General features: G+C 45.4%; 20 protein-coding genes and 1 pseudogene. 14 read left to right on the forward strand and 7 right to left on the reverse strand.

Annotated elements, in window-relative coordinates:
* Position 1: 1 nt before the first annotated feature.
* Entirely contained in the window at positions 2 to 232 is a 231-nt protein-coding gene (locus NFHSH190041_RS10775; RefSeq protein ID WP_261921854.1) for a DUF3389 domain-containing protein, read from the reverse strand.
* An 89-nt stretch (positions 233 to 321) separates the two neighbouring features.
* The gene (locus NFHSH190041_RS10780; protein ID WP_261921855.1) at positions 322 to 1,647 is read right to left on the reverse strand and encodes a lytic murein transglycosylase; all 1,326 of its coding nucleotides are present in this window, start codon (positions 1,645 to 1,647) and stop codon (positions 322 to 324) included.
* Positions 1,648 to 1,822: 175 nt separating this feature from the next.
* On the opposite strand from NFHSH190041_RS10780, the gene NFHSH190041_RS10785 reads away from it, so the two are divergent.
* On the forward strand, positions 1,823 to 2,188 hold the full coding sequence (locus tag NFHSH190041_RS10785; protein ID WP_261921856.1) for a DUF2750 domain-containing protein: 366 nt from the start codon (positions 1,823 to 1,825) through the stop codon (positions 2,186 to 2,188).
* Between the two features lie 63 nt (positions 2,189 to 2,251).
* On the forward strand, positions 2,252 to 2,887 hold the full coding sequence (locus tag NFHSH190041_RS10790) for a hypothetical protein (RefSeq protein ID WP_261921857.1): 636 nt from the start codon (positions 2,252 to 2,254) through the stop codon (positions 2,885 to 2,887).
* Between the two features lie 202 nt (positions 2,888 to 3,089).
* Here the strand turns inward: NFHSH190041_RS10790 and NFHSH190041_RS10795 are convergent, their stop codons facing one another.
* Entirely contained in the window at positions 3,090 to 4,037 is a 948-nt protein-coding gene (locus NFHSH190041_RS10795) for a chemotaxis protein CheV (RefSeq protein ID WP_261921858.1), read from the reverse strand.
* 183 nt (positions 4,038 to 4,220) lie between these two features.
* Here NFHSH190041_RS10795 and NFHSH190041_RS10800 point away from each other — a divergent pair, with 183 nt between their 5' ends.
* Entirely contained in the window at positions 4,221 to 4,754 is a 534-nt protein-coding gene (locus tag NFHSH190041_RS10800; RefSeq protein ID WP_261921859.1) for a lipocalin family protein, read from the forward strand.
* Here NFHSH190041_RS10800 and NFHSH190041_RS10805 read toward each other — a convergent pair.
* A complete protein-coding gene (locus tag NFHSH190041_RS10805; protein WP_261921860.1) occupies positions 4,735 to 5,349 on the reverse strand; it encodes a class I SAM-dependent methyltransferase in 615 nt (204 codons plus the stop codon). The two genes, NFHSH190041_RS10800 and NFHSH190041_RS10805, sit on opposite strands and share 20 nt — an antisense overlap.
* Before the next feature lie 106 nt (positions 5,350 to 5,455).
* Between NFHSH190041_RS10805 and NFHSH190041_RS10810 the strand changes: the two genes are divergently transcribed.
* The 4 genes from NFHSH190041_RS10810 to NFHSH190041_RS10825 all read left to right on the forward strand — a co-directional run bounded on the left by NFHSH190041_RS10810 (position 5,456) and on the right by NFHSH190041_RS10825 (position 7,998).
* The gene (locus tag NFHSH190041_RS10810; protein WP_261921861.1) at positions 5,456 to 6,019 is read left to right on the forward strand and encodes an LON peptidase substrate-binding domain-containing protein; all 564 of its coding nucleotides are present in this window, start codon (positions 5,456 to 5,458) and stop codon (positions 6,017 to 6,019) included.
* Between the two features lie 138 nt (positions 6,020 to 6,157).
* Positions 6,158 to 6,733, forward strand: coding sequence for a sigma-70 family RNA polymerase sigma factor (locus NFHSH190041_RS10815; RefSeq protein WP_261921862.1), 576 nt, complete (start codon positions 6,158 to 6,160; stop codon positions 6,731 to 6,733).
* Positions 6,726 to 7,442, forward strand: coding sequence for a ChrR family anti-sigma-E factor (locus NFHSH190041_RS10820; protein ID WP_261921863.1), 717 nt, complete (start codon positions 6,726 to 6,728; stop codon positions 7,440 to 7,442). The genes NFHSH190041_RS10815 and NFHSH190041_RS10820 overlap by 8 nt, the downstream gene beginning before the upstream one ends.
* 379 nt (positions 7,443 to 7,821) lie before the next feature.
* On the forward strand, positions 7,822 to 7,998 hold the full coding sequence (locus NFHSH190041_RS10825; protein ID WP_261921864.1) for a hypothetical protein: 177 nt from the start codon (positions 7,822 to 7,824) through the stop codon (positions 7,996 to 7,998).
* A 303-nt stretch (positions 7,999 to 8,301) separates the two neighbouring features.
* Here NFHSH190041_RS10825 and NFHSH190041_RS10830 read toward each other — a convergent pair whose 3' ends face one another.
* Positions 8,302 to 9,180 (reverse strand): 1-aminocyclopropane-1-carboxylate deaminase/D-cysteine desulfhydrase, encoded by an 879-nt coding sequence (locus NFHSH190041_RS10830; RefSeq protein WP_261921865.1) that lies wholly within the window; start codon positions 9,178 to 9,180, stop codon positions 8,302 to 8,304.
* A gap of 272 nt (positions 9,181 to 9,452) precedes the next feature.
* On the opposite strand from NFHSH190041_RS10830, the gene NFHSH190041_RS10835 reads away from it, so the two are divergent.
* Positions 9,453 to 9,860: a YccF domain-containing protein gene (locus tag NFHSH190041_RS10835; protein WP_261921866.1), complete on the forward strand. Its 408-nt coding sequence runs from the start codon at positions 9,453 to 9,455 to the stop codon at positions 9,858 to 9,860.
* A gap of 31 nt (positions 9,861 to 9,891) precedes the next feature.
* On the opposite strand, the gene NFHSH190041_RS10840 is transcribed toward NFHSH190041_RS10835, so the two are convergent.
* On the reverse strand, positions 9,892 to 10,689 hold the full coding sequence (locus NFHSH190041_RS10840; protein ID WP_261921867.1) for a substrate-binding periplasmic protein: 798 nt from the start codon (positions 10,687 to 10,689) through the stop codon (positions 9,892 to 9,894).
* A 244-nt stretch (positions 10,690 to 10,933) separates the two neighbouring features.
* Here NFHSH190041_RS10840 and NFHSH190041_RS10845 point away from each other — a divergent pair, with 244 nt between their 5' ends.
* Positions 10,934 to 11,929, forward strand: coding sequence for a cytochrome-c peroxidase (locus tag NFHSH190041_RS10845; protein WP_261921868.1), 996 nt, complete (start codon positions 10,934 to 10,936; stop codon positions 11,927 to 11,929).
* A gap of 590 nt (positions 11,930 to 12,519) precedes the next feature.
* Positions 12,520 to 12,975 (forward strand): annotated as a pseudogene (locus tag NFHSH190041_RS10855) (EVE domain-containing protein).
* Between the two features lie 40 nt (positions 12,976 to 13,015).
* On the opposite strand, the gene NFHSH190041_RS10860 reads toward NFHSH190041_RS10855, so the two are convergent.
* A complete protein-coding gene (locus NFHSH190041_RS10860; RefSeq protein WP_261921870.1) occupies positions 13,016 to 13,927 on the reverse strand; it encodes a LysR family transcriptional regulator in 912 nt (303 codons plus the stop codon).
* A 330-nt stretch (positions 13,928 to 14,257) separates the two neighbouring features.
* On the opposite strand from NFHSH190041_RS10860, the gene NFHSH190041_RS10865 reads away from it, so the two are divergent.
* The 4 genes from NFHSH190041_RS10865 (at position 14,258) to ggt (ending at position 19,352) form a co-directional block, all read left to right on the forward strand.
* Entirely contained in the window at positions 14,258 to 15,415 is a 1,158-nt protein-coding gene (locus NFHSH190041_RS10865) for a homogentisate 1,2-dioxygenase (protein WP_261921871.1), read from the forward strand.
* Positions 15,416 to 15,527: 112 nt separating this feature from the next.
* Positions 15,528 to 16,568: a 4-hydroxyphenylpyruvate dioxygenase gene (gene hppD / locus NFHSH190041_RS10870; protein WP_261921872.1), complete on the forward strand. Its 1,041-nt coding sequence runs from the start codon at positions 15,528 to 15,530 to the stop codon at positions 16,566 to 16,568.
* Between the two features lie 180 nt (positions 16,569 to 16,748).
* On the forward strand, positions 16,749 to 17,366 hold the full coding sequence (locus NFHSH190041_RS10875; RefSeq protein WP_261921873.1) for a LysE family translocator: 618 nt from the start codon (positions 16,749 to 16,751) through the stop codon (positions 17,364 to 17,366).
* Positions 17,367 to 17,588: 222 nt separating this feature from the next.
* On the forward strand, positions 17,589 to 19,352 hold the full coding sequence (gene ggt, locus NFHSH190041_RS10880; protein WP_261921874.1) for a gamma-glutamyltransferase: 1,764 nt from the start codon (positions 17,589 to 17,591) through the stop codon (positions 19,350 to 19,352).
* Positions 19,353 to 19,649: the final 297 nt, after the last annotated feature.

A 19,649-nucleotide genomic window follows, 5' to 3' on the forward strand; every position in this document is an offset into this window, starting at 1 on the left:
TTTAGCTTAGAACCTGCTCACCTACGATTGCCACTAACGAGTCAATCTGCGTTTCATTATCCAGTGTCAAGCTCCACTGCACTGCCCCTGCATCAGCACTTAATACCAACACATCTCGGCGTACTTGGATATCTTCAACCATGGCGCGTAATACCGCTTGGCCATCCTGTAATCTGATCTGCACTTCAAATGGGGAGACGATCAATTTTCCCCGGGAGAATGTAATTACCATACAATGTTATTCGATTCATTAATGTCAAAAGCCGGGCTGTGGAAACGGACCGGCTTTTCATTTGTGGAAATAAGAGCTGTTATTAACGCCTATTCCGATGTTGCAGAGGTTAACAGCTGGATAACGTCTGCCCGAGGGAAACCATCGGCCACTAAGTTATGCTGCTGCTGAAAAACCTGCAGCCCTTTAATAAATTTTGGGCCGATAATCCCATCAGCTTTGCCAACATCCAAGCCTAAGGCATTGAGTTTATTCTGTAGCTCTTTTACCTGTTCACGACTCAAACTCTGCTGCTGTGGTGGAGGCGTCAGTAAATGCCCCGCACCGGCGATTCTATCTGCTAGATGCCCCACGGCTAGCGCATAAAACACTGAGCGATTCCAGCGCATCATTACATCAAAATTACCATATGCGATAAACGCAGGCCCTTTATACCCTGCAGGTAAATACAATACGGCAGGCATATCTAATGCCGGTAACGCCTTACCATTAACCTGCTGCACACCTAATTTTGCCCATTGCGACAGCGGACGAACATTGTCTTTGCCGAGTAACCCATAATCAAAATCTGCGGGCAAGGTCACCTCTCGCCCCCAACGTTCATCACGTTTCCAACCAAGCTGCTGCAGAAAATGCGCTGCACTGGCCAGTGCATCTTGAGTACTGCTCCACAGATCTGGTTGGCCATCACCATCACCATCAACGGCATAATTAGCATAGGCAGACGGCATAAACTGTGTATGTCCCATCGCTCCGGCCCATGATCCGACCATTTTGCTGTCACTGAAACGATATTTCTGTTTCAATTTCAACGCTTGCATCAGTTCACCAGTAAAATATTCGCTGCGGCGGTGATCACAAGCTAAGGTAGCCAAGGAATCTAAAATCGGCATCTTACCTTTGTAGCGACCAAAATTGGTTTCCATGCCCCAAAAAGCCACTAAATACTGAGCAGGCACACCATATTGGTGCGTCAACTCGGTGAGGAACGGCCGGTACTCCTGCAACAATTTACGCCCTTGTTGCACCCGCCAATCTGTCACCCGTTTATTAAAATAATCAGCAAATGTTTGGGTAAATTCTGGTTGACGTCTGTCTAATTCAATCACCCGAGGCACCAAAGACAAATGCCCTAATGTTTGCGTCACTATCTGTTCTGAAATGCCCTGTTGTCTGGCCGTTTGCTGCAACTTCACCAGACACTGTTTAAAAGATTGATTATCCAGCGGTGGGCTCTGTACCTGAGCCTGGGCTGTCCCGGCCGCCACCACCAGAGTTAACAGTGAATACAGCTTTTTCAATTGCCTCACTCCATTCGTTAATCTGTCACAAGCAACGCTGACATCAGCATAATACTTAGCATCATCCTGACCCATAGTTAACGGAATCACAATCCATTCCAGCAATAATTTCATCAGAATCTGCTGTTTTTTATATCATTTAATTCATAAATGCCCATTTTATCATCAGCGCTATTTTTGCTAAGAAACATCACCGGTAAAACTGGCGGCAAATGGGTAAGAGATTACATTGACCAGACCTTATCCAGACGCGCTATAATGCCGCCGTTAACCACCAATGGGGACAATTATGTCTGAATTAGCGCCGGCACTGGCTGCCTTTATTGAAAATGTCAAAGCTGGACAAACTGTCTGGGGATTACAGGATGAGACTGGCGAAGGCTGGGTAGTCTGTGATTCAGCAGAATATGAAAATACCGATGTGATGCCACTGTGGTCTACAGAAGCCCTAGCCTCTGCCCACTGTACCGATGAATGGGCTAGCTATCAGGCAATGCCAATTACACTCGGTGAGTTTCTTGAATATTGGGTTTCTGATTTCAATGATGACGGCGTATTAGTCGGTATCGACTGGACTGGTGATGAAATCTGTCTAGAAATGGATCCTGTTATGCTGGCAAAAGAGCTAGCTGATATCGAAGAAGACGAGCAGTAATACCGTATTACAGCAAATATCAATATCACCAACAGGCAGTCTCACTGCCTGTTTTATTAGGCTATGACCACACCCACTCTGATAGATATTCCTTTTGATCTTCGTCATCACTGCTGGTTCTGCGGTGAGCCCTGTAATGACGTTTTCGCTTTTTATGCCACCCGTCACACGCCTCATCCACCGCTGAGTGTACCGGCCTGTCACGAATGTCATCTGTTTGCCCGCAAAGCGCCACTTAGCTCTATTTGGGACTGCCATCAAACAGTCAAAGACGCGCTACTTAAACGTTACCAAACCCATCTTGCCATTGGTGATAATTGGACAGAAACAGAACTGGCTGAGTCTGAGTTTTCCTGTAAGATTTTGTCCGGTTTCAGAGAAAGTGGCTGGAAAATGTATCTGATTGCCAAATCACGCATCAATTTTCGTCCTTGGCCCCTAACACTTGAGGGTATTGACATTGATGAGCCAACTAGCAGCCAACAGTTACAAATCAATGGCATCAATTTTAACAGCCTGAATCAAGCCATCCATCACTATGGCAATAGCTTAGGATTGGATCAGCATTTTCTAACCGCGTTGATCAATATCCTCGGTCGACACCGTTTTAGCCATGCGCTCAAATTGGCAAAACTGATGCGTAGTGCGACTCAGAAAGATAAACGTCAATTTTTGATGGAATTAAACGAAGATAAATAGCACTGCTCCGTTTAAATATCGCCACCAAAACAGCTTAATAAAATACTCTTGAAAATTTAACATTTAAAATATTAAGTCAACTGATAACACGCACGTCTTATCAAAATATTAATAATATTCAAGCATGGTAATAAATACCATTCTGACCAAATTTACGAACAGAATGGTATTAAGGTACTGAATAATAAAGGGAGTTACAGGATTATCCCTCAGCGCTCAGCATTTTGATACGCTCATGCACTAGCCTAACTAAATTATCGGGCTGGAATTTTGAGATAAGTTGGTTACAGCCTACTTTTTCTGCCATTGCATTATTAAAATTACCAGATAATGATGTATTCAAAACGATATATAAATCTTTAAGTTCGGGGATCTGTCGTAACTCATGAGTCAATTTATAACCATCCATTTCTGGCATTTCAGCATCAGTAATCAACATTAATAAATCATCTTCAGAGGTTTTCCCCTCTGCAGCCCATTGTTGCAATAATTTGAGTGCCTGCCGTCCATCACTGACCTCTGTTATCTTTACGCCCAGAGGTTCAAGCGTATCTTTGACCTGTCGCCGAGCAGTAGCTGAATCATCTGCGATCAGAATATGTTTTCCTGCCATTTGAGGAGTAAGTTCTGACGCTAGTACTTCATCAGACACTTCAACATCATAATGAATAATTTCTGCGAGCACTTTTTCCACATCAATAATGGAAACCAATCTGGCGCCATCAGGTCCCTCTAGCCGTGTAATCGCCGTCAGATAATGGTTCGCGCCAGCAGTTTTAGGCGGCGGTAAAATATCATTCCACGTCATATTGACGATATGTTCAACTTCACCGACCAAGAACCCCTGCACACTGCGGTTATATTCCGTGATGATCAGGTTTGCATTGGCATTCATTTCCATCGGTTTAAAACCAATAGCCCCTTTCAGGTTGATTACAGGAATCGAGTTTCCACGAATATTGGCAATCCCAGTGATATGGGGATGACTACCCGGCAGGGCATTGAGCGCGGGCAGCTTAACCACTTCCCTAACCTTAAACACGTTGATCGCGAAAAGTTGCGTTGAGTTAATTTTAAACAATAACAGCTCCAAACGGTTTTCACCGACCAGTTTGGTACGCTGATCAACAGATTCCAGTACTTTTGACATGTTAACGATCTCTTGCCTGGGGCAGGTTCACTGAACCTGAAAAAAAGGGGAACAAGATTCAGTATAGCGGCAATATTTATGACAGACTGAATAGAGCATTAGGTTTTCGTTGCATTTTTCTCCACTTTAACCCAGTGTTTTATCAACAGGATGCCTTTTGTCATGGCCACCAAGGAGGGAGTTATGCGTATATTGCTATTAGTGACATTTAGCCTGTTATTAAATGGCTGCACTGTCATGGACAGAAAGGTTGATGTTGTCACCCCATTTACACTCTCACCTTATCTAGGTAAGTGGTATGAAATCGCCCGGCTTGATCACAGTTTTGAACAGGGACTGACCAAAGTAACCGCTGAATACAGCTTATCGCCAGAAGATCCCGGGCTTATTCGAGTGATTAATCGCGGTTATCGTCAAGAAGATGACCGATGGCAACAAGCTCACGGCAGAGCCCATTTTTGGGACAGCGACCAGGTCGGCCGCTTTAAGGTGGCTTTTTTCCGCCCCTTTTATGGTGCTTATCAAATTCATGACATCATTTCTTACCAAGGCCGTTACATTGCAGCATTAGTTATTGGCCCAGATATCGATTATGTCTGGATACTTAGCCGCACGCCGGAGCTCTCGGATGCTGTGGCAAAACGCTTTTTGGCCAAACTAGAACAACTCGGGGTTGATACCTCAGCCCTGATTTGGCTTAGTCCGCCACCACAGTAAAAGGTTTTTGCACTAATATCATTCCAGCCAAATCCAATACTTGACGTTCCTGACGAACAAGAAAGCCGCTGTGTTCCAATTGAGACAGTAATTGCTGATGATTAAAACGATTCTGCTGTGGATGTACAAACAGTTTTTGACTCAAAGGGTTACATATCGCCCGCCGGTATAAATCCTCCAACAAAAATACACCGCCTGGCTTTAATACTCGGAAACACTCTTTAATCGCCAACTGCCAATCGGGAATATGGTGAAATACAGCAAAATTACTGATTAAATCAAATTCCCTATCGGCAAAATCTAACGCTATTGCATCGCCCTGCAACACCCGTACCTGCGCGTCATCACTATGCTTGACAGCGCAGTGATGAACCAGATCAGGATCTAGATCAATACCTGTCACCTGCTGCGCACCGAAATGGTGGCGCAGCAACGTAATACCATGGCCAAAACCACAGCCAATTTCCAATGCTGAGCGAATATTTCCGGGGCCATAATCAAACAGTGATAACAACAATTTTGCTTCGACTTGCTGCTGAAACCAGCGTCTAACTGGGTGACCAACAAGTTTTTTTTCAAATTGATTCAACATCATAACTTTAGCATCCCTATCTTGATTAACCTGATCGAATCTATAAACCCATACGTAAAAAGCATTGCTCAGGATGTGTTACCCCAGAAAAATATTATCGAGGTCTACCATGCAACTGCCCCTATTTCCCCTCCCTGTTTGTCTGCTACCCGGTGGCATCTCGCACTTACGTATCTTTGAACCACGTTATCAACGTTTAGTGACAGAATCATGTCAATCGAACAGAGGGTTTGGTATGTGCATGATGTCCGAGTCCGGACACATACTCGCAATGGGTACTCAGGCTGTTATTACTGATTTTGAAACTCTGCCTGATGGGCTGCTGGGGATAACAGTGAAAGGCAAACAACGCTTTTCACTGCAACAAGCGATTCAAGAGCAAGACGGTCTGTACCGTGGCGAGATCACTCTATTACCCAATTGGCAGCCAGTACCACTGCAACAACAAGATAGATATCTACAAACAACACTTGAAGATTTGTTAGCTGACTATCCCCGGCAACAAGTATCCAGTGATAATAGTGAGATGAATGATATTAGTTGGCTTTGCCAACGCTGGCTGGAAATCCTCCCCTTAACACCGGATGAAAAAATGCCCTGTATTCAAGCGCCAGATCATCAACCGGCATTAAATCTGATCCGCACCCTTATCACAACATCACCCCACCAATAACGCTGATCCAACTACTGTCCTTGCACGTATTGTGAAAAACAGCATATGGCAAAGGATAGAGGCATGCTTAACAAAACTGCAGCAAATGCCACGAGGGATCGCTATGATACAGACAGCATCCCACGGACGAGAGCAATAATGGACACACAGCAGCAGACTGAAGTGGCTCAAGAAATGAAGCAACTGCTGATCCGAGTGGCAACACATCGCGACAAACAAGCATTCAATAAGCTTTTTGCTCATTTTGCCCCCAAAATAAGAGCCTTTGGTGTGCAACGACTAGGGCAACAAGGGTTAGCCTTAGATCTATTGCAAGAAACCATGACGACTGTTTGGACTAAAGCACACCTTTTTAATGCGCACAAAGGCGCAGTTAGCACTTGGATTTTTACCATTATGCGTAATCAATGCTTTGATATGTTACGCAAAGTACAACACAACCGCGAAGATGCCTTTGGTGATGATATCTGGCCTCTGTTTGAAGACAGTGGGTCAGGTGACGGTCTTGCAGACCACAGCTTTACCCGTCAGTTAAAACATCAATTGGATAAACTGCCCCCATTGCAGCGCCAGATTGTTCAAGGCGTCTATCTACAAGAACTCAGTCAACAAGAACTGGCGGAAAAGCTGAATATTCCGATCGGAACAGTCAAGTCACGCTTGCGTCTTGGTTTGGAAAAACTCAGAGCACATCTGGAGAAACATCATGATTAAATATCACCCTACCGGTGAGTTGCTTAATGCCCATTGTGCCGGTGAGTTACCGCTATCGCTTGCAACGGCTATTTCAGCCCATTGCGAAATGTGCCCAGATTGTCAAGCACAGAGTCAAACCATTAATGCACAAATCGCGGCTTGTACTTTGGGTGATGATCTCAATTCGGCCTTAGCCCAAAATAACAATAAAACACCAACAAACCCCGCTGATGCAGTATTTGATACGAAACTAAACGATGATCTTAATCAGATGCTAGAACAAATCACTTCCAAACCCATTAGCGATTCCCACCCAGTGACATCTGCGGTAAAAATTAAAGTTCCTGGACATGGTCTCTCCACTCTGCTCCCTAACGCCTTTCGTCAACAACTGCATGGCAGCTGGAAAACCATTGGGAAAGTTAGCCGCTTGCGTTTAGCCTTGGATGAGGGGAATACCCGAGCCAGTCTGCTACACATAGATAAACATGGCGAAGTTCCCCAACATACGCACAAAGGGCAAGAAATTACCCTGCTATTAGAGGGGGAGTTTAATGATGGCCACAGCCAATATGTTGCCGGTGATTTCATCATTATGAATAACAACCATGAGCATGCCCCCAAAACAGCTACCGGTTGCTTATGCTATACGGTTGTTGATGCCCCATTGCACTTTACTAAAGGTATTAGCCAATTGCTTAATCCTATCGGTAAACTCATTTATTGACGCCAGACTATCCTCTTCTCTGCGGCCATTAAATCGGCATATTTGTCGGTGGCCGCACATAATTGTTGATATCAGAGAATTGACAATACGCTTTTCGCCGCTAATATACCTAGACAGTTGAACAATTTATCCACTGAAAATCCCCAACTTTTAGTTGTATTTCAGCAGGTTTATCCACTTTTTAGCGCCTATCTGCTAGCGTTTTTCGTAGCAGAGATGCTCATGAGCAGACTAAAAATAAAGTAAAACCTTTGGGAAATGTACCAACTACAGACTCAAGTCGATAACGATTCCGCCTGCCCCGGGCTGAGGATATTTTATTGAAACATTTGATTCACTGAAAAAGTGAAACTATCAGTAGTAATAAGGAGTGTGACCTATGTCATACAAAATCGATAACCATGAAATTAATGTGTGCTTCCCGGTAGATTCTATTTCTATCAACAAAACTTCCATTGCGTTTACAGATAAACACGGTAAAAACCGTCAAACCTTCTCAAAACGCACAGAAGCACTGAAATTTATGAAATGGTTGTTAAATCCAAACAGTAAATAACAAACCGCTGACCGCACTCCATCACGGTCCTACCTCACATCTTCCAGGACGAGTGTCACAGCAGCAAGGTTTTATCATGTTACTCTTCTCTTTTGGTCAGGCTAGCATCTGCACTGCGGCAGATGGAACCTGACCAAACAGTGATAACCTCAACACAGCTTCTGCACATTTCCCCAGCTTTATCAACTAATCTTTACTACCCACCGTTCTAGTCGCTAGCTGCACAAAAAAGAGCCCATCATGAGTAGGCTCATAACCATTTGCCTCTCTTATTGAGCTGTAACTAAACAGACCGTTAGTTACTTAACTAAGAAATTTCTCTGGATATTTACGTTGATAGCGGGGCAACATCGTCTCATTACCAAGCAACCCACCCTGATGAAGATACATAACATCACCATTGGGGTATTTATCCAATAATTGAGCGAGTAATATCAAACCTACTGGGTCATAAAGTAGATCAAACTCAATGCCACACTCACAAGCCAGCTGCCAAACCGATAAACACTGGGGATATAACTTGCCATAGTGATATTTTTGCCCCAAGGAAACCACTTTAGGATAACAATTGCTATCTGCTTCAAGTTCAGCAAATTGTTGATGCAAATACGAATCACCACCCACCGTTGCCGCAGTATAAACTTGAATGTCTACTTTACGTGCCCAAAAACGCCGTTGTAAGTAAAGTGCAGTGGTACCTGTTCCTGATGGCAACACAACTCTCAATGGCGCTCGTAACTGCTCCTGTTGCCAATGAATAATTTCATCAGCCAGTTGATCAATGCCATATTGAGCTTGATGACAACGCCCTCCCTCTGGCACCACGAGTACATCCTGATGCAAAGACCATGCTTGGGCGGCAATATAATCATGGCAACTTAACCCTTGACGATCGATACATTGGCTCAAATCAATAATTTCGGCTCCGAGTGCCAGTGCCGCACGATAATTCCCAGCTGGATGCTGATGGATATATGATGCAACATGATCAACATAAAATTTAAGCTGCCAACCCTTTAATGCAGCAAGCGCAGTAAGGGCGTACAGGGAATTTGCTTGGGGAGAACCATAACCAACCAACGTGGTGACAGAGGGGAAATCGTGTTGCAGAAAATAAGCAAATTTACGGGCTTTATTACCACTAAATGCCCCATGTAGTAGATCATCACGTTTTATAAACACGTTCCGCCCAAACAATGTGACGGTATCAACCGGTGAATGGGATAAGCGCAAAATGAAACTCCCTTGCAATAAAACCAATAGCACTAAGTAAAACCTGCGCCATGATACCCTAAACCGATTTAGTCAAAACAACGATATATTGGTTTAATTGGCCACCCAGATTTTCAGAGCGAAAAGCAATCTAACCAAAAATAATCAATAAATCATTATGTTAATAGTGGCCTGTGATTTGCTTTCTACAGCAATATCAACGACAACAATGAGGAAAACACATGTCTTTACTTCGCCTGCTACTGAACATTATCTGGTTGTTTACCGGAGGATTAGTGATGGGGCTCGCTTGGTGGCTGGTCGGATTGCTTTGCTTTATCAGTATTATCGGTATCCCATTTGGTCGCGCCTGTTTTGTTATCGGTGAATTGAGTTTATGGCCCTTTGGTCAGACCGTCATTGAACGAGAATACCTCACCGGAAAACAGGATATCGGTACAGGTAATTTAGGGATGGTAGGAAATATCATCTGGTTTTTACTCTTTGGGTTCTGGTTAGGATTAGGCCATCTGTTATTGGCTATCGCCAGTTTTATCACCATTATTGGTATTCCCTTCGGCCTACAACATTTAAAACTGGCACAACTGAGTTTAACGCCCATAGGTCAAACAATCGTGGCAAAAGCATAAGCAGGATATGAATGTCACTAATACAGCAATATCATTCCGATGATACCGGCATAGCGACACCTAAATAGCCCTGCATCACCGCAGGTACATTAATTTTTGCTAGCCCCTGATCCAGAATTCGTTGCCAACGGCGCCCTTTGGCACCAAGTTGAAACGCCACATGCAAACCAGGGTTAGCAAGCAATTTCTTATTTACCTGCAGCGCATCATGAAAGGAGGCGACAGCGGGGCTACGTAGTAAATAGGTAAAGACACGGGTATCCATCACTGCAGCATCAATTCTCGCCGAGGCCAATGCTTTAACATTGTGCAAATCTGACGTCGCAATCATCAGGCGTTGCTGCGGTGCCAATAATGCATCTAACACTCGAGCATTATTATCATTGCGTACCGTAGCAAGTGAATACTGACGTAAATCTTGAGCCGTTAGCCAGCTGATGGGGTGAAAACGCCGTTCAATCAACCCCAAGGGGCTATAGCTAATAGGGGCCGACAATAAAAATTGCCCACGATGATGATCATAAACCGGCAATATTCCTAAATAACGACTGGTGGGATTACTGGCAAGTTTTATCGCTCGACGCCAAGGATAAAAATCGACTTTAACATCATGCCCCATTGCTCTGACTGCCGCTTTCACCACAGCTACTGATGCCCCTTGCTCCGGCAAAAACTGACTGGCATAAGGAGGCCATAAAATTGAAATCAGGTGTAACGTCTCACCACGGACGGAAAATGTCACACAACAAGATAAAAGAGCCACATTCAGTAATAGAGCCCATTTACGCAGGGCGCGTAATAAAGAGGATGATGAAAATAACAGTGGCATGGTGAACTCCTGCAGCATCATACCGTTTAATAATTTCCTACCTATCCTGCACACATCATCCATGAAGCATCCACCAAGTATAGCCCGCCTAACAGACCATTAATAAAATGCCAAGGATATCACTCACAATCTGTTTATCCAGCTAAGCGATAGACACAATCTAAACAATCTGTTTCTGGCCTTACCCGGCAAAGATTAAGCTTTGTTTATTAAAGTTTTTATAATAACTATTCCAAGGCATCTGATGAAATCAACCCTACTTAGTCCGATTCTACTGACCTTATCTTTAGCTTATATTCCAACAATTTTCGCTGCTGAACCCATTAGTATTATCCCACCAGCCAAAATCACGGAGCCAGACAAAGTCGAGTTGGGGAAAATGCTTTATTTTGATCCCCGGCTATCAAAATCAGGCTTTATCTCCTGTAACTCTTGCCACAACCTCTCGTTAGGCGGGGTTGATGCCATCCCAACTTCGATTGGCGACCAGTGGCAACAGGGGCCAATCAATGCACCCACTGTGCTCAACGCAAATTATATGCTGGCGCAATTCTGGGATGGACGGGCAAAAGATCTGCAGGAACAGGCGGGCGGTCCCATCGCTAACCCAAAAGAAATGGGCTATAGCCATGAGTTAGCGGTAGAAACCATTGCTTCTATGCCCGCTTACCGGGCAAAGTTCAATGCTGTGTATGGTAATAACAAAATTACGATCGATCGACTCACCGATGCCATTGCCGCCTTTGAAAAAACACTGGTTACGCCCAATAGCCCGTTTGACCACTATCTACAGGGTAACCAGCAAGCTATCAGCCCCGAGGCAAAAGCGGGATATGCCCTGTTCAAAAATAGTGGCTGTATTGCTTGTCACCAAGGACCGGCTGTAGGCGGAACCATGTATATGAAAATGGGGCTGTTTAAACCTTTCCATACCAATAACCCAGCTCAAGGGCGCAAAGACGTCACAGGCAACAATGCCGATAAGTTTGTCTTTAAAGTGCCGACACTACGAAATATTGAACTGACTTATCCCTATTTTCATGACGGCAGTGTCTGGACCTTGGAGCAAGCCGTTAACACCATGGCCGATATCCAATTAAACCGCCATTTCACCACTAAGCAAACCCAGGAGTTAGTTGCCTTCCTGCGCAGTCTCACAGGTGAGCAGCCCAACATTACCCTACCTGTTTTGCCGCCATCGAACCACGCTACCCCAAAACCACAGCCATTTGGGCAATAGGCGAAAAGCGGCGCCAATACGATATCGTTCTAAGAGGTGCTGGACACTTGAGGCCAGCACCAATTTTCTTATCGACCAGTTCATCAACCTTTCCGACTTGGTAAGGAAGAATCAGTATCCTTGCAATGGCATGCAAGCTGACAGATATCAACCAATTGACACAGAAGTGATTCCATCGCGCTTCCGCTGCAGACAGACTTACTGTTCACTATCATCCCCGCTATGCACTCTAGGGTCTGTTGATGTTTCGTGATTAAATTTTGTTCGAGATAAAAGCGTTTTAATCGCGGCGAGTGGTTTGTCGCCTAGTTATTCTAAGCAAGAACCGCTCAACAAAGAGTAAAACGCTTTTAGCCGAACCCTGCGGGCAGCGTTTGAGGCTACTTTCTACTGCGTTATCGGCTTATCAGGTAGCGCAACTACCTCTCAAAGCCTCTGCCTTGTATAAAGCATCCTCAAATCGCTGCAAAAACAAACTTGAAACGTCAACAGACCCTAGGTAAAAATGCCATCTATCCCACGGTCATCTCGTTGTTACAACGGAACAAAAGTGGATATACTGACGCGGTTAATCATGCTTAGGGCAAATAATGAAATACTGGTTAATGAAGTCTGAACCCAGCGAGTTCAGCATCGAAGATCTACAAAAAGTGACACAAGAGCCTTGGAGTGGAGTACGCAATTATCAGGCGCGTAATTTTATGCGCGATAGCATGTCAATTGGTGACCGCATTTTTTTCTATCACTCAAGCTGTGCTACCCCGGGGATTGTCGGGATCGCCACAGTAGCATCCAGCCCCTATCCTGACATGACTGCGATGGATCCCACCAGTCGCTATTATGATGCTAAAGCCAGTACAGCAGATCCCAGATAGTATTTAGTCGATATCCGCTTTATTGAGCAATTCCCAGCAATCATTCCTCTCAAAGCACTGAAAGCTAACCCTGCATTAGCTGATATGTTATTGCTTAGCCGTTCAAGACTCAGTATTCAACCGGTAACCGATGCGCAATGGCAAGCCGTACTGGCAATGGGGCAGAACTAATACCACCGCCTATTCGGCTGCAGCCCCTTTTATGTCTCGTCTATCCCATCGCACTGGCATCAGTTTGCGGGCGACTGAATTCTTCAATAATCAATTGGGTAAATAATTGTCCTGCCCGCCCCAGCGGACGTCCAGCGGTAGCCACCAATTTAGGGGTGAAGCTGTGACGATGTCCACCAACATAATCCACTGGCACCAAGGTGCCGTTATCCAATTCTGTGTTGACTAAAAAAGTGGGCATCCAGCCAAAGCCTAGCCCCTTTAGTAACGCATGTTTTTTCATCATAAAACCAGCAAGATAAAACACTTTATCCCCGCCAAATTGCATATCATCCAGTGCGGTGGGTTGAGGGGAAGAATCTTCAATGGTCAACTCCACAAACTGCTGCAGTTGCATCAAGGAAATATGCGTCATAGCGGCTAGTTGATGTACGCCTGATACCAAAAGTACACTACAGATATCCGGCAATGGGGTGACTTGATAATCCAGCTGATGTTGATAATCTTTCACCAGCATCAGATGGGCATTGTCACGCTCAAATCGATGCTGTACCCCACCGAGAAACTCGACTGTCAACTGAATTTTGGTCGGCACCTTGTGCTCAGCCATACGTTTCAGTGCTGTCAAAATAGGCTCCATCGGAAGTGCACCATCAATCACCAGTGATAATTTCGGCTCCCATCCCTCCCGGTAACTGTGAGCCAGCTGCTCAATATGACTTAACTGCCCCAGCAATTTCTGCCCTTCGGCTAAGATAACCCGCCCCTGGGGCGTTAACTCAGCTCGATACTGTTGTCGGTCAAACAGTGTTACCCCAAGATGTTGCTCCAGCTTTCTCACCTGATAACTGACTGCTGACTGCGCTTTATGCAACCGCTCCGCCGCCTTGGCAAAACTGCCGCATTCCACCAGCACCTGTAAAATACGAAAGGTTTCGATATCCAACTTCATGGCAACTCCTGTTATCCATTACCGGCCCTTTGCGTCACAGCAAACGATTCCGCGCTGACTGCTCTCCTAGTCGCTGATAGCAAACGCCTTAGCCGTCACTTGATGCACACATTATCGAGCGCAGGCATCACCATCAGTTTTTTTGATTAAGTTAGCGCAATAATTATTCTTTTTTTTGTTAATTACAGCAACTAAATTGTTACCAAGATCACACACAACTGTGCCAATGCAAGACAGACTCGGTCGGGTCAAGGATTTTTTGCCACTACAGCGAAACTGCATTAATTCGATGCACTCGCCCGTCAGCACAGGAAATAAGGATATCGTCCCATGCCATTTTATCTGCAACAGGGTCAAATACCCCCCAAGCGTCATATTGCTTTTGAAAAGCCCGACGGCACGCTTTACCGCGAAGAGCTATTTTCCACCCATGGGTTTTCCAATATTTACTCCAATAAATATCATCACAATATGCCGACTAAAACGTTGGAAAATGTCGCGCTAAATATGTCTCATGGACAACCTTGGCAAGATGGCTTAATCCAAAACTACAAGCTGGATTCAACCCTGTGCGATCGCAGTGGCAACTTTTATAGTGCGCGCAACAAGCTGTTTTATAACGCAGATATTGCAATGTATACCGCAAGCGTCAATGAGGATTGTGATCACTTTTACCGTAATGCTTATGCCGATGAAGTCATTTTTGTTCATCAGGGTAAGGGGCGATTATTGTCAGAGTATGGCGAGCTAACAGTCAAACAATGGGATTATCTGGTGATCCCACGAGGCACCACATATCAACTGAAATTCGACAGTTATGATGATGTTCGATTATTTGTCATTGAAGCCTGCTCTATGGTGGAAATCCCTAAACATTTTCGTAATGATTATGGCCAACTACTGGAGTCGGCTCCCTACTGCGAACGGGATATCCGCACCCCAACGCTCACTCAAGCAACTGTCTGCGAGGGGAGTTTTTCCTTAATCAGCAAATTTGCTGACCGCTACCAACAAACCCAACTGCAATGGCACCCTTTTGATCTGGTTGGCTGGGATGGCTATGTATATCCTTGGGCGATCAATATCCAAGATTACGCCCCAAAAGTGGGACAAATTCATTTGCCACCGTCAGAGCACCAACTGTTAAGTGGGCATAATTTTGTTATCTGCAATTTCGTACCACGCCTGTATGATTTTCATCCTAAATCTATTCCTGCGCCCTATTTTCACAACAATATCGACAGTGACGAAGTCTTGTATTACGTCGATGGCGATTTTATGAGTCGCAAAGGCATTAAAGCCGGTTATCTCACCCTACATCCCAAAGGAGTGCCACACGGCCCACAACCGGGCAAAACAGAAGCCTCTATCGGGCAGACACAAACCGCTGAGTATGCCGTGATGGTTGATACCTTCGCGCCGTTGTCACTGACAGAGCATGTGCGCCATGCCATGAGCCCGGACTATATCCGCTCCTGGCTGGAATAACCCAGCAGCCATTTAGCGGTTTTTTACCTGTGATAAACCAATAACTTAGCGCAACGCACTGACACCATTGCTGCGGCAGGATGCCGCTTCCGCCCCAAATGAGGATAGCAAGATGGCAAACGAACAAAACCCATTAGGTCTGCTTGGCATTGAATTTACTGAATTTGCCTCACCAGATACTGACTTTATGCACCAAACCTTTATTGACTTCGGTTTCTCCATGCGGGAAAAAGTCATCGGTAAAGCAATTTATCACTATCAGCAAAATGATATTCATTTTTTATTAAACCGGCAGCGTCAGGGGTTTTCTGCTGAATTTTCCCGCCGCCATGGGCCAGCTATCTGTTCTATGGGGTGGCGGGTTGAAGATGCCCATGCCGCTTACCGCACCGCGCTGGCCAGGGGTGCCAAAGCGGCCGATAATTGCGACCGAGATCTTCCCTACCCCGCAATTTATGGGATTGGTGATAGCCTAATTTATTTTATTGACCGGTTCGGTGCCGACAATAATATTTACCATACCGATTTTGAAGAATTGGCAGCCCCGGTGCTCACTCAGGAAAAAGGATTTATGGCAGTGGATCACCTGACCAATAATGTGCATAAAGGCACCATGGAACACTGGGCCAAGTTTTATCAGGATATTTTCGGTTTCACCGAAGTGCGTTATTTTGATATCAGCGGAGTACAGACGGCTCTACTCTCATACGCACTGCGCTCTCCCTGCGGAACCTTTTGTATTCCCATCAACGAGGGCAAGGGTGATGACAAAAACCAGATTGATGAATACCTCAAAGAATACAATGGCCCTGGAGTACAACATCTGGCATTTCGCAGCCGGGATATTGTCGCATCCCTCGATGCCATGGTCGATACAGGGATCCGTACGCTAGATATTATTCCTGAATACTATGACACCATCTTCAATAAAGTTCCCCAGGTCACGGAAGACAGAGACCGTATTAAACAACATCAAATTTTGGTCGATGGTGATGAATCCGGTTATCTGCTGCAGATTTTTACGCAAAATCTGTTTGGTCCTATTTTTATTGAAATTATTCAACGGAAAAATAACCTCGGCTTTGGTGAAGGTAACTTTCAGGCCCTGTTTGAATCTATTGAACGGGATCAAATGCGCCGTGGAGTACTCTAAGGCCATATCTCAGTAAAATACCTGCATAGGCAGACAGGTCAATATCAAGCTGCTAAACAGATCACATTGCGATAAATCAGCCAAATAAACCGGCTTAGAAGACGCTTAAGCCGGTTTTCTTCTGCCAGGCTATCCACTACACTGCCGCGATAAATTATCTACCTAACCACAAAACACTTTATGCCAGATTCTGCCCTTCTTGCTGCATTTATTCCTACCTTCTTTTTTGTCGCTATTACACCAGGAATGTGTATGACCCTAGCCATGACCCTCGGTATGAGTATTGGTGTGCGGCGCACCTTATGGATGATGTTAGGAGAATTAGTCGGAGTCGCTGTTGTTGCCGTCTCCGCAGTTATCGGTGTCGCAGCGCTTATGCTGAAATACCCGGGCATATTTGAGTTGATGAAATGGTTGGGCGGTGCTTACCTTATCTATATCGGCGTCAATATGTGGCGCACCCAAGGAAAAATAGCATCACTGGACAATGTACCGACCCAAATTAGCCGGCTATCATTAATTTCCCAAGGTTTTTTCACTGCCATTGCCAACCCCAAAGGCTGGGCATTTATGATTTCGCTGCTACCACCTTTTATCAGCATAGACCGCGCACTGGCACCACAACTATCAGCCCTTGTAGCGATTATCCTGCTAACTGAATTTGGCTCTATGCTAGTCTACGCCTCCGGCGGAAAAAGCCTGCGACTATTCTTATCCCAAGGAGATAATATCCGTTGGCTCAACCGTATTGCAGGCAGCTTAATGATTCTAGTAGGCCTTTGGTTAGCACTTGATTGATGAAAAGATATGAGCCCTCTCCACAGTGCTTTTGCCAATTTCTTCGTCGGTAAACAAAGATAGATTACCAACAAATTTGATATAACAACCCCATCCCAAGAGGCTAGGTTCAAAGCTTTTTCCACCACGAGCAATAGCATATATGTCACGCTAGCAGACTTGCATTTTTAACCGCCGCACTGCACATTGGCTATCTGCTCTTGGTGTGTTTAAGGATTGAACATGTCCCCAATCAAACGATTACTACCTTTGTCGGCCTTGGTATTGCCACTGTTATCCGTGTCGGCCTCTTCTGCATCCGAACTGACCAATAAAACAACCTCACCAATCGTCGCCAAACAGGCTATTTTCAGCCACCAAGCCACGGCTCAACCGATATGGGCAGCAAATGGCATGGTGGCAAGTCAAGAAGCCGTTGCTACCGCTGTGGGAGTAGATATTCTCAAACAGGGCGGGAATGCCATTGATGCTGCAGTCGCTACTGGTTTTGCCCTCGCCGTCACGCTCCCCCGTGCCGGTAATATTGGTGGCGGTGGCTTTATGCTACTCCATCTGCCTCAGCAGCAACTCAGTACAGCCATCGACTATAGAGAGACCGCGCCGGCTTCAGCTAAGGCTGATATTTTTCTTGATCCCCAAGGTAATGTCATTCCAGAACGTTCAACCTACCATGGCTTAGCCGTTGGTGTGCCCGGCACAGTGGCAGGTTTTACATTAGCATTAGAAAAATATGGCACCATGACACTAGCACAAGTGTTAGCACCTGCCATCAAGTTGGCTGAACAAGGCATCACTGTCACACCGGATCTGGCCGCATCACTGGCAGCCCTTCAGCCTAGATTAAGTCAGTGGCCAAGCACAAAGGCGGTCTTTTACCACCCTAATGGTAGCCATTATCAGCCCGGGGATATTTTGCGTCAGCCTGAACTGGCCGCGGCCCTTAAACGCATTGCCACACAGGGCAATAAAGGCTTTTATCAAGGCAAAACCGCCCAAGATATCGTCCGCGCTGTCAATCAGGCCGGCGGCATTATGACCCATGCTGATTTGCAAAATTACCGCGCAGTTGAACGTCAACCTATCAGCGGCAGTTACCGAGGACACAAAGTGATTTCTATGCCACCGCCCTCCTCAGGTGGCGTGCATATCATCCAGATGCTTAATATTCTGGAACATTTCCCCTTAACCCAGCTTGGACATAACAGTGCTGACAGTATTCATTTACAAACTGAAGCGATGAAACTGGCTTATGCCGATCGCAGCCGCTATCTGGGCGATCCGGATTTTTACCCAGTGCCAACAGCCAAATTAACTGACAAGGCTTATGGCTTAGCGCTGAGTGGACAAATTGATGCCAAGCGGACAAAAGATAGTCGTCAAATCACGCCGGGCAAATTACTGCAAGAAAGCCCACAAACTACCCATTACTCCGTGGTAGATAAATGGGGGAATGCTGTCGCTAATACCTACACCCTCAATTACAGTTATGGTTCAGGGCTAGTTGCCGCTGGCAGTGGTATTTTATTGAATAATGAAATGGATGATTTTTCAGCCAAGCCCGGCGTTCCTAACGGTTTTGGCCTGATCGGCGGAGAAGCTAATGCGGTAGCGGGAAATAAACGTCCTCTGAGCTCAATGAGCCCCACCATAGTCTTAAAAGACAACCAACCTTGGCTAGTGACCGGTAGTCCGGGTGGGTCCCGTATTATCACCACCACACTGCAAATTTTGCTTAATACCATAGATTATGGGCTCAATATCGCCGAAGCAACTCAAGCTCCTCGGGTTCATCACCAATGGCTACCGGACGAGCTGCGAGTGGAGCGAAGCCTCAACCCTGACACTATCAAACTACTGCAGCAAAAAGGCCACAAAGTCGTAATCAAAAATGCTATGGGCTCGACCCAGAGCATCATGATAACGCCCAGCGGACTATATGGCGCATCAGACCCTCGACGTTCAGGTTCAGCCACCGCCGGGTACTAAACTAATGTTATCCAATAGGCCACGACAACCAATAGTGGCCTATTAACCAATTAACAGATCATCACATTCACCGAACAATATTTAATGAACAAATGTTATTACCCACATTGACGCGATTATCAAAAACAACGCTATTACTGATGGTATGTATGCCGCCATTACCACCTTAGAGTGGGACCTCATTGCCATATAAGCAGCAAATAGCCCTTGACCATAACGATAATCCGATCACATCCGCAATAGACACTGTCATTAACAATTCAGGCTGGCATTTTCCTACCATTATGTGATAAATAA

This window comes from Shewanella sp. NFH-SH190041 (assembly GCF_024363255.1).
In the GTDB taxonomy this organism is placed as follows: domain Bacteria; phylum Pseudomonadota; class Gammaproteobacteria; order Enterobacterales; family Shewanellaceae; genus Shewanella.

Coding starts and splice junctions, on each gene's coding strand:
- NFHSH190041_RS10780 (WP_261921855.1), bottom strand. CDS start 1,647: ATGAAATTATTGCTGGAATGGATTGTGATTCCGTTAACTATGGGTCAG.
- NFHSH190041_RS10835 (WP_261921866.1), top strand. CDS start 9,453: ATGTCTTTACTTCGCCTGCTACTGAACATTATCTGGTTGTTTACCGGA.
- NFHSH190041_RS10840 (WP_261921867.1), bottom strand. CDS start 10,689: ATGCCACTGTTATTTTCATCATCCTCTTTATTACGCGCCCTGCGTAAA.
- NFHSH190041_RS10865 (WP_261921871.1), top strand. CDS start 14,258: ATGCCATTTTATCTGCAACAGGGTCAAATACCCCCCAAGCGTCATATT.
- NFHSH190041_RS10800 (WP_261921859.1), top strand. CDS start 4,221: ATGCGTATATTGCTATTAGTGACATTTAGCCTGTTATTAAATGGCTGC.
- NFHSH190041_RS10825 (WP_261921864.1), top strand. CDS start 7,822: ATGTCATACAAAATCGATAACCATGAAATTAATGTGTGCTTCCCGGTA.
- NFHSH190041_RS10820 (WP_261921863.1), top strand. CDS start 6,726: ATGATTAAATATCACCCTACCGGTGAGTTGCTTAATGCCCATTGTGCC.
- NFHSH190041_RS10785 (WP_261921856.1), top strand. CDS start 1,823: ATGTCTGAATTAGCGCCGGCACTGGCTGCCTTTATTGAAAATGTCAAA.
- ggt (WP_261921874.1), top strand. CDS start 17,589: ATGTCCCCAATCAAACGATTACTACCTTTGTCGGCCTTGGTATTGCCA.
- NFHSH190041_RS10845 (WP_261921868.1), top strand. CDS start 10,934: ATGAAATCAACCCTACTTAGTCCGATTCTACTGACCTTATCTTTAGCT.
- NFHSH190041_RS10875 (WP_261921873.1), top strand. CDS start 16,749: ATGCCAGATTCTGCCCTTCTTGCTGCATTTATTCCTACCTTCTTTTTT.
- NFHSH190041_RS10795 (WP_261921858.1), bottom strand. CDS start 4,037: ATGTCAAAAGTACTGGAATCTGTTGATCAGCGTACCAAACTGGTCGGT.
- NFHSH190041_RS10790 (WP_261921857.1), top strand. CDS start 2,252: ATGACCACACCCACTCTGATAGATATTCCTTTTGATCTTCGTCATCAC.
- hppD (WP_261921872.1), top strand. CDS start 15,528: ATGGCAAACGAACAAAACCCATTAGGTCTGCTTGGCATTGAATTTACT.
- NFHSH190041_RS10810 (WP_261921861.1), top strand. CDS start 5,456: ATGCAACTGCCCCTATTTCCCCTCCCTGTTTGTCTGCTACCCGGTGGC.
- NFHSH190041_RS10805 (WP_261921860.1), bottom strand. CDS start 5,349: ATGATGTTGAATCAATTTGAAAAAAAACTTGTTGGTCACCCAGTTAGA.
- NFHSH190041_RS10860 (WP_261921870.1), bottom strand. CDS start 13,927: ATGAAGTTGGATATCGAAACCTTTCGTATTTTACAGGTGCTGGTGGAA.
- NFHSH190041_RS10815 (WP_261921862.1), top strand. CDS start 6,158: ATGGACACACAGCAGCAGACTGAAGTGGCTCAAGAAATGAAGCAACTG.
- NFHSH190041_RS10775 (WP_261921854.1), bottom strand. CDS start 232: ATGGTAATTACATTCTCCCGGGGAAAATTGATCGTCTCCCCATTTGAA.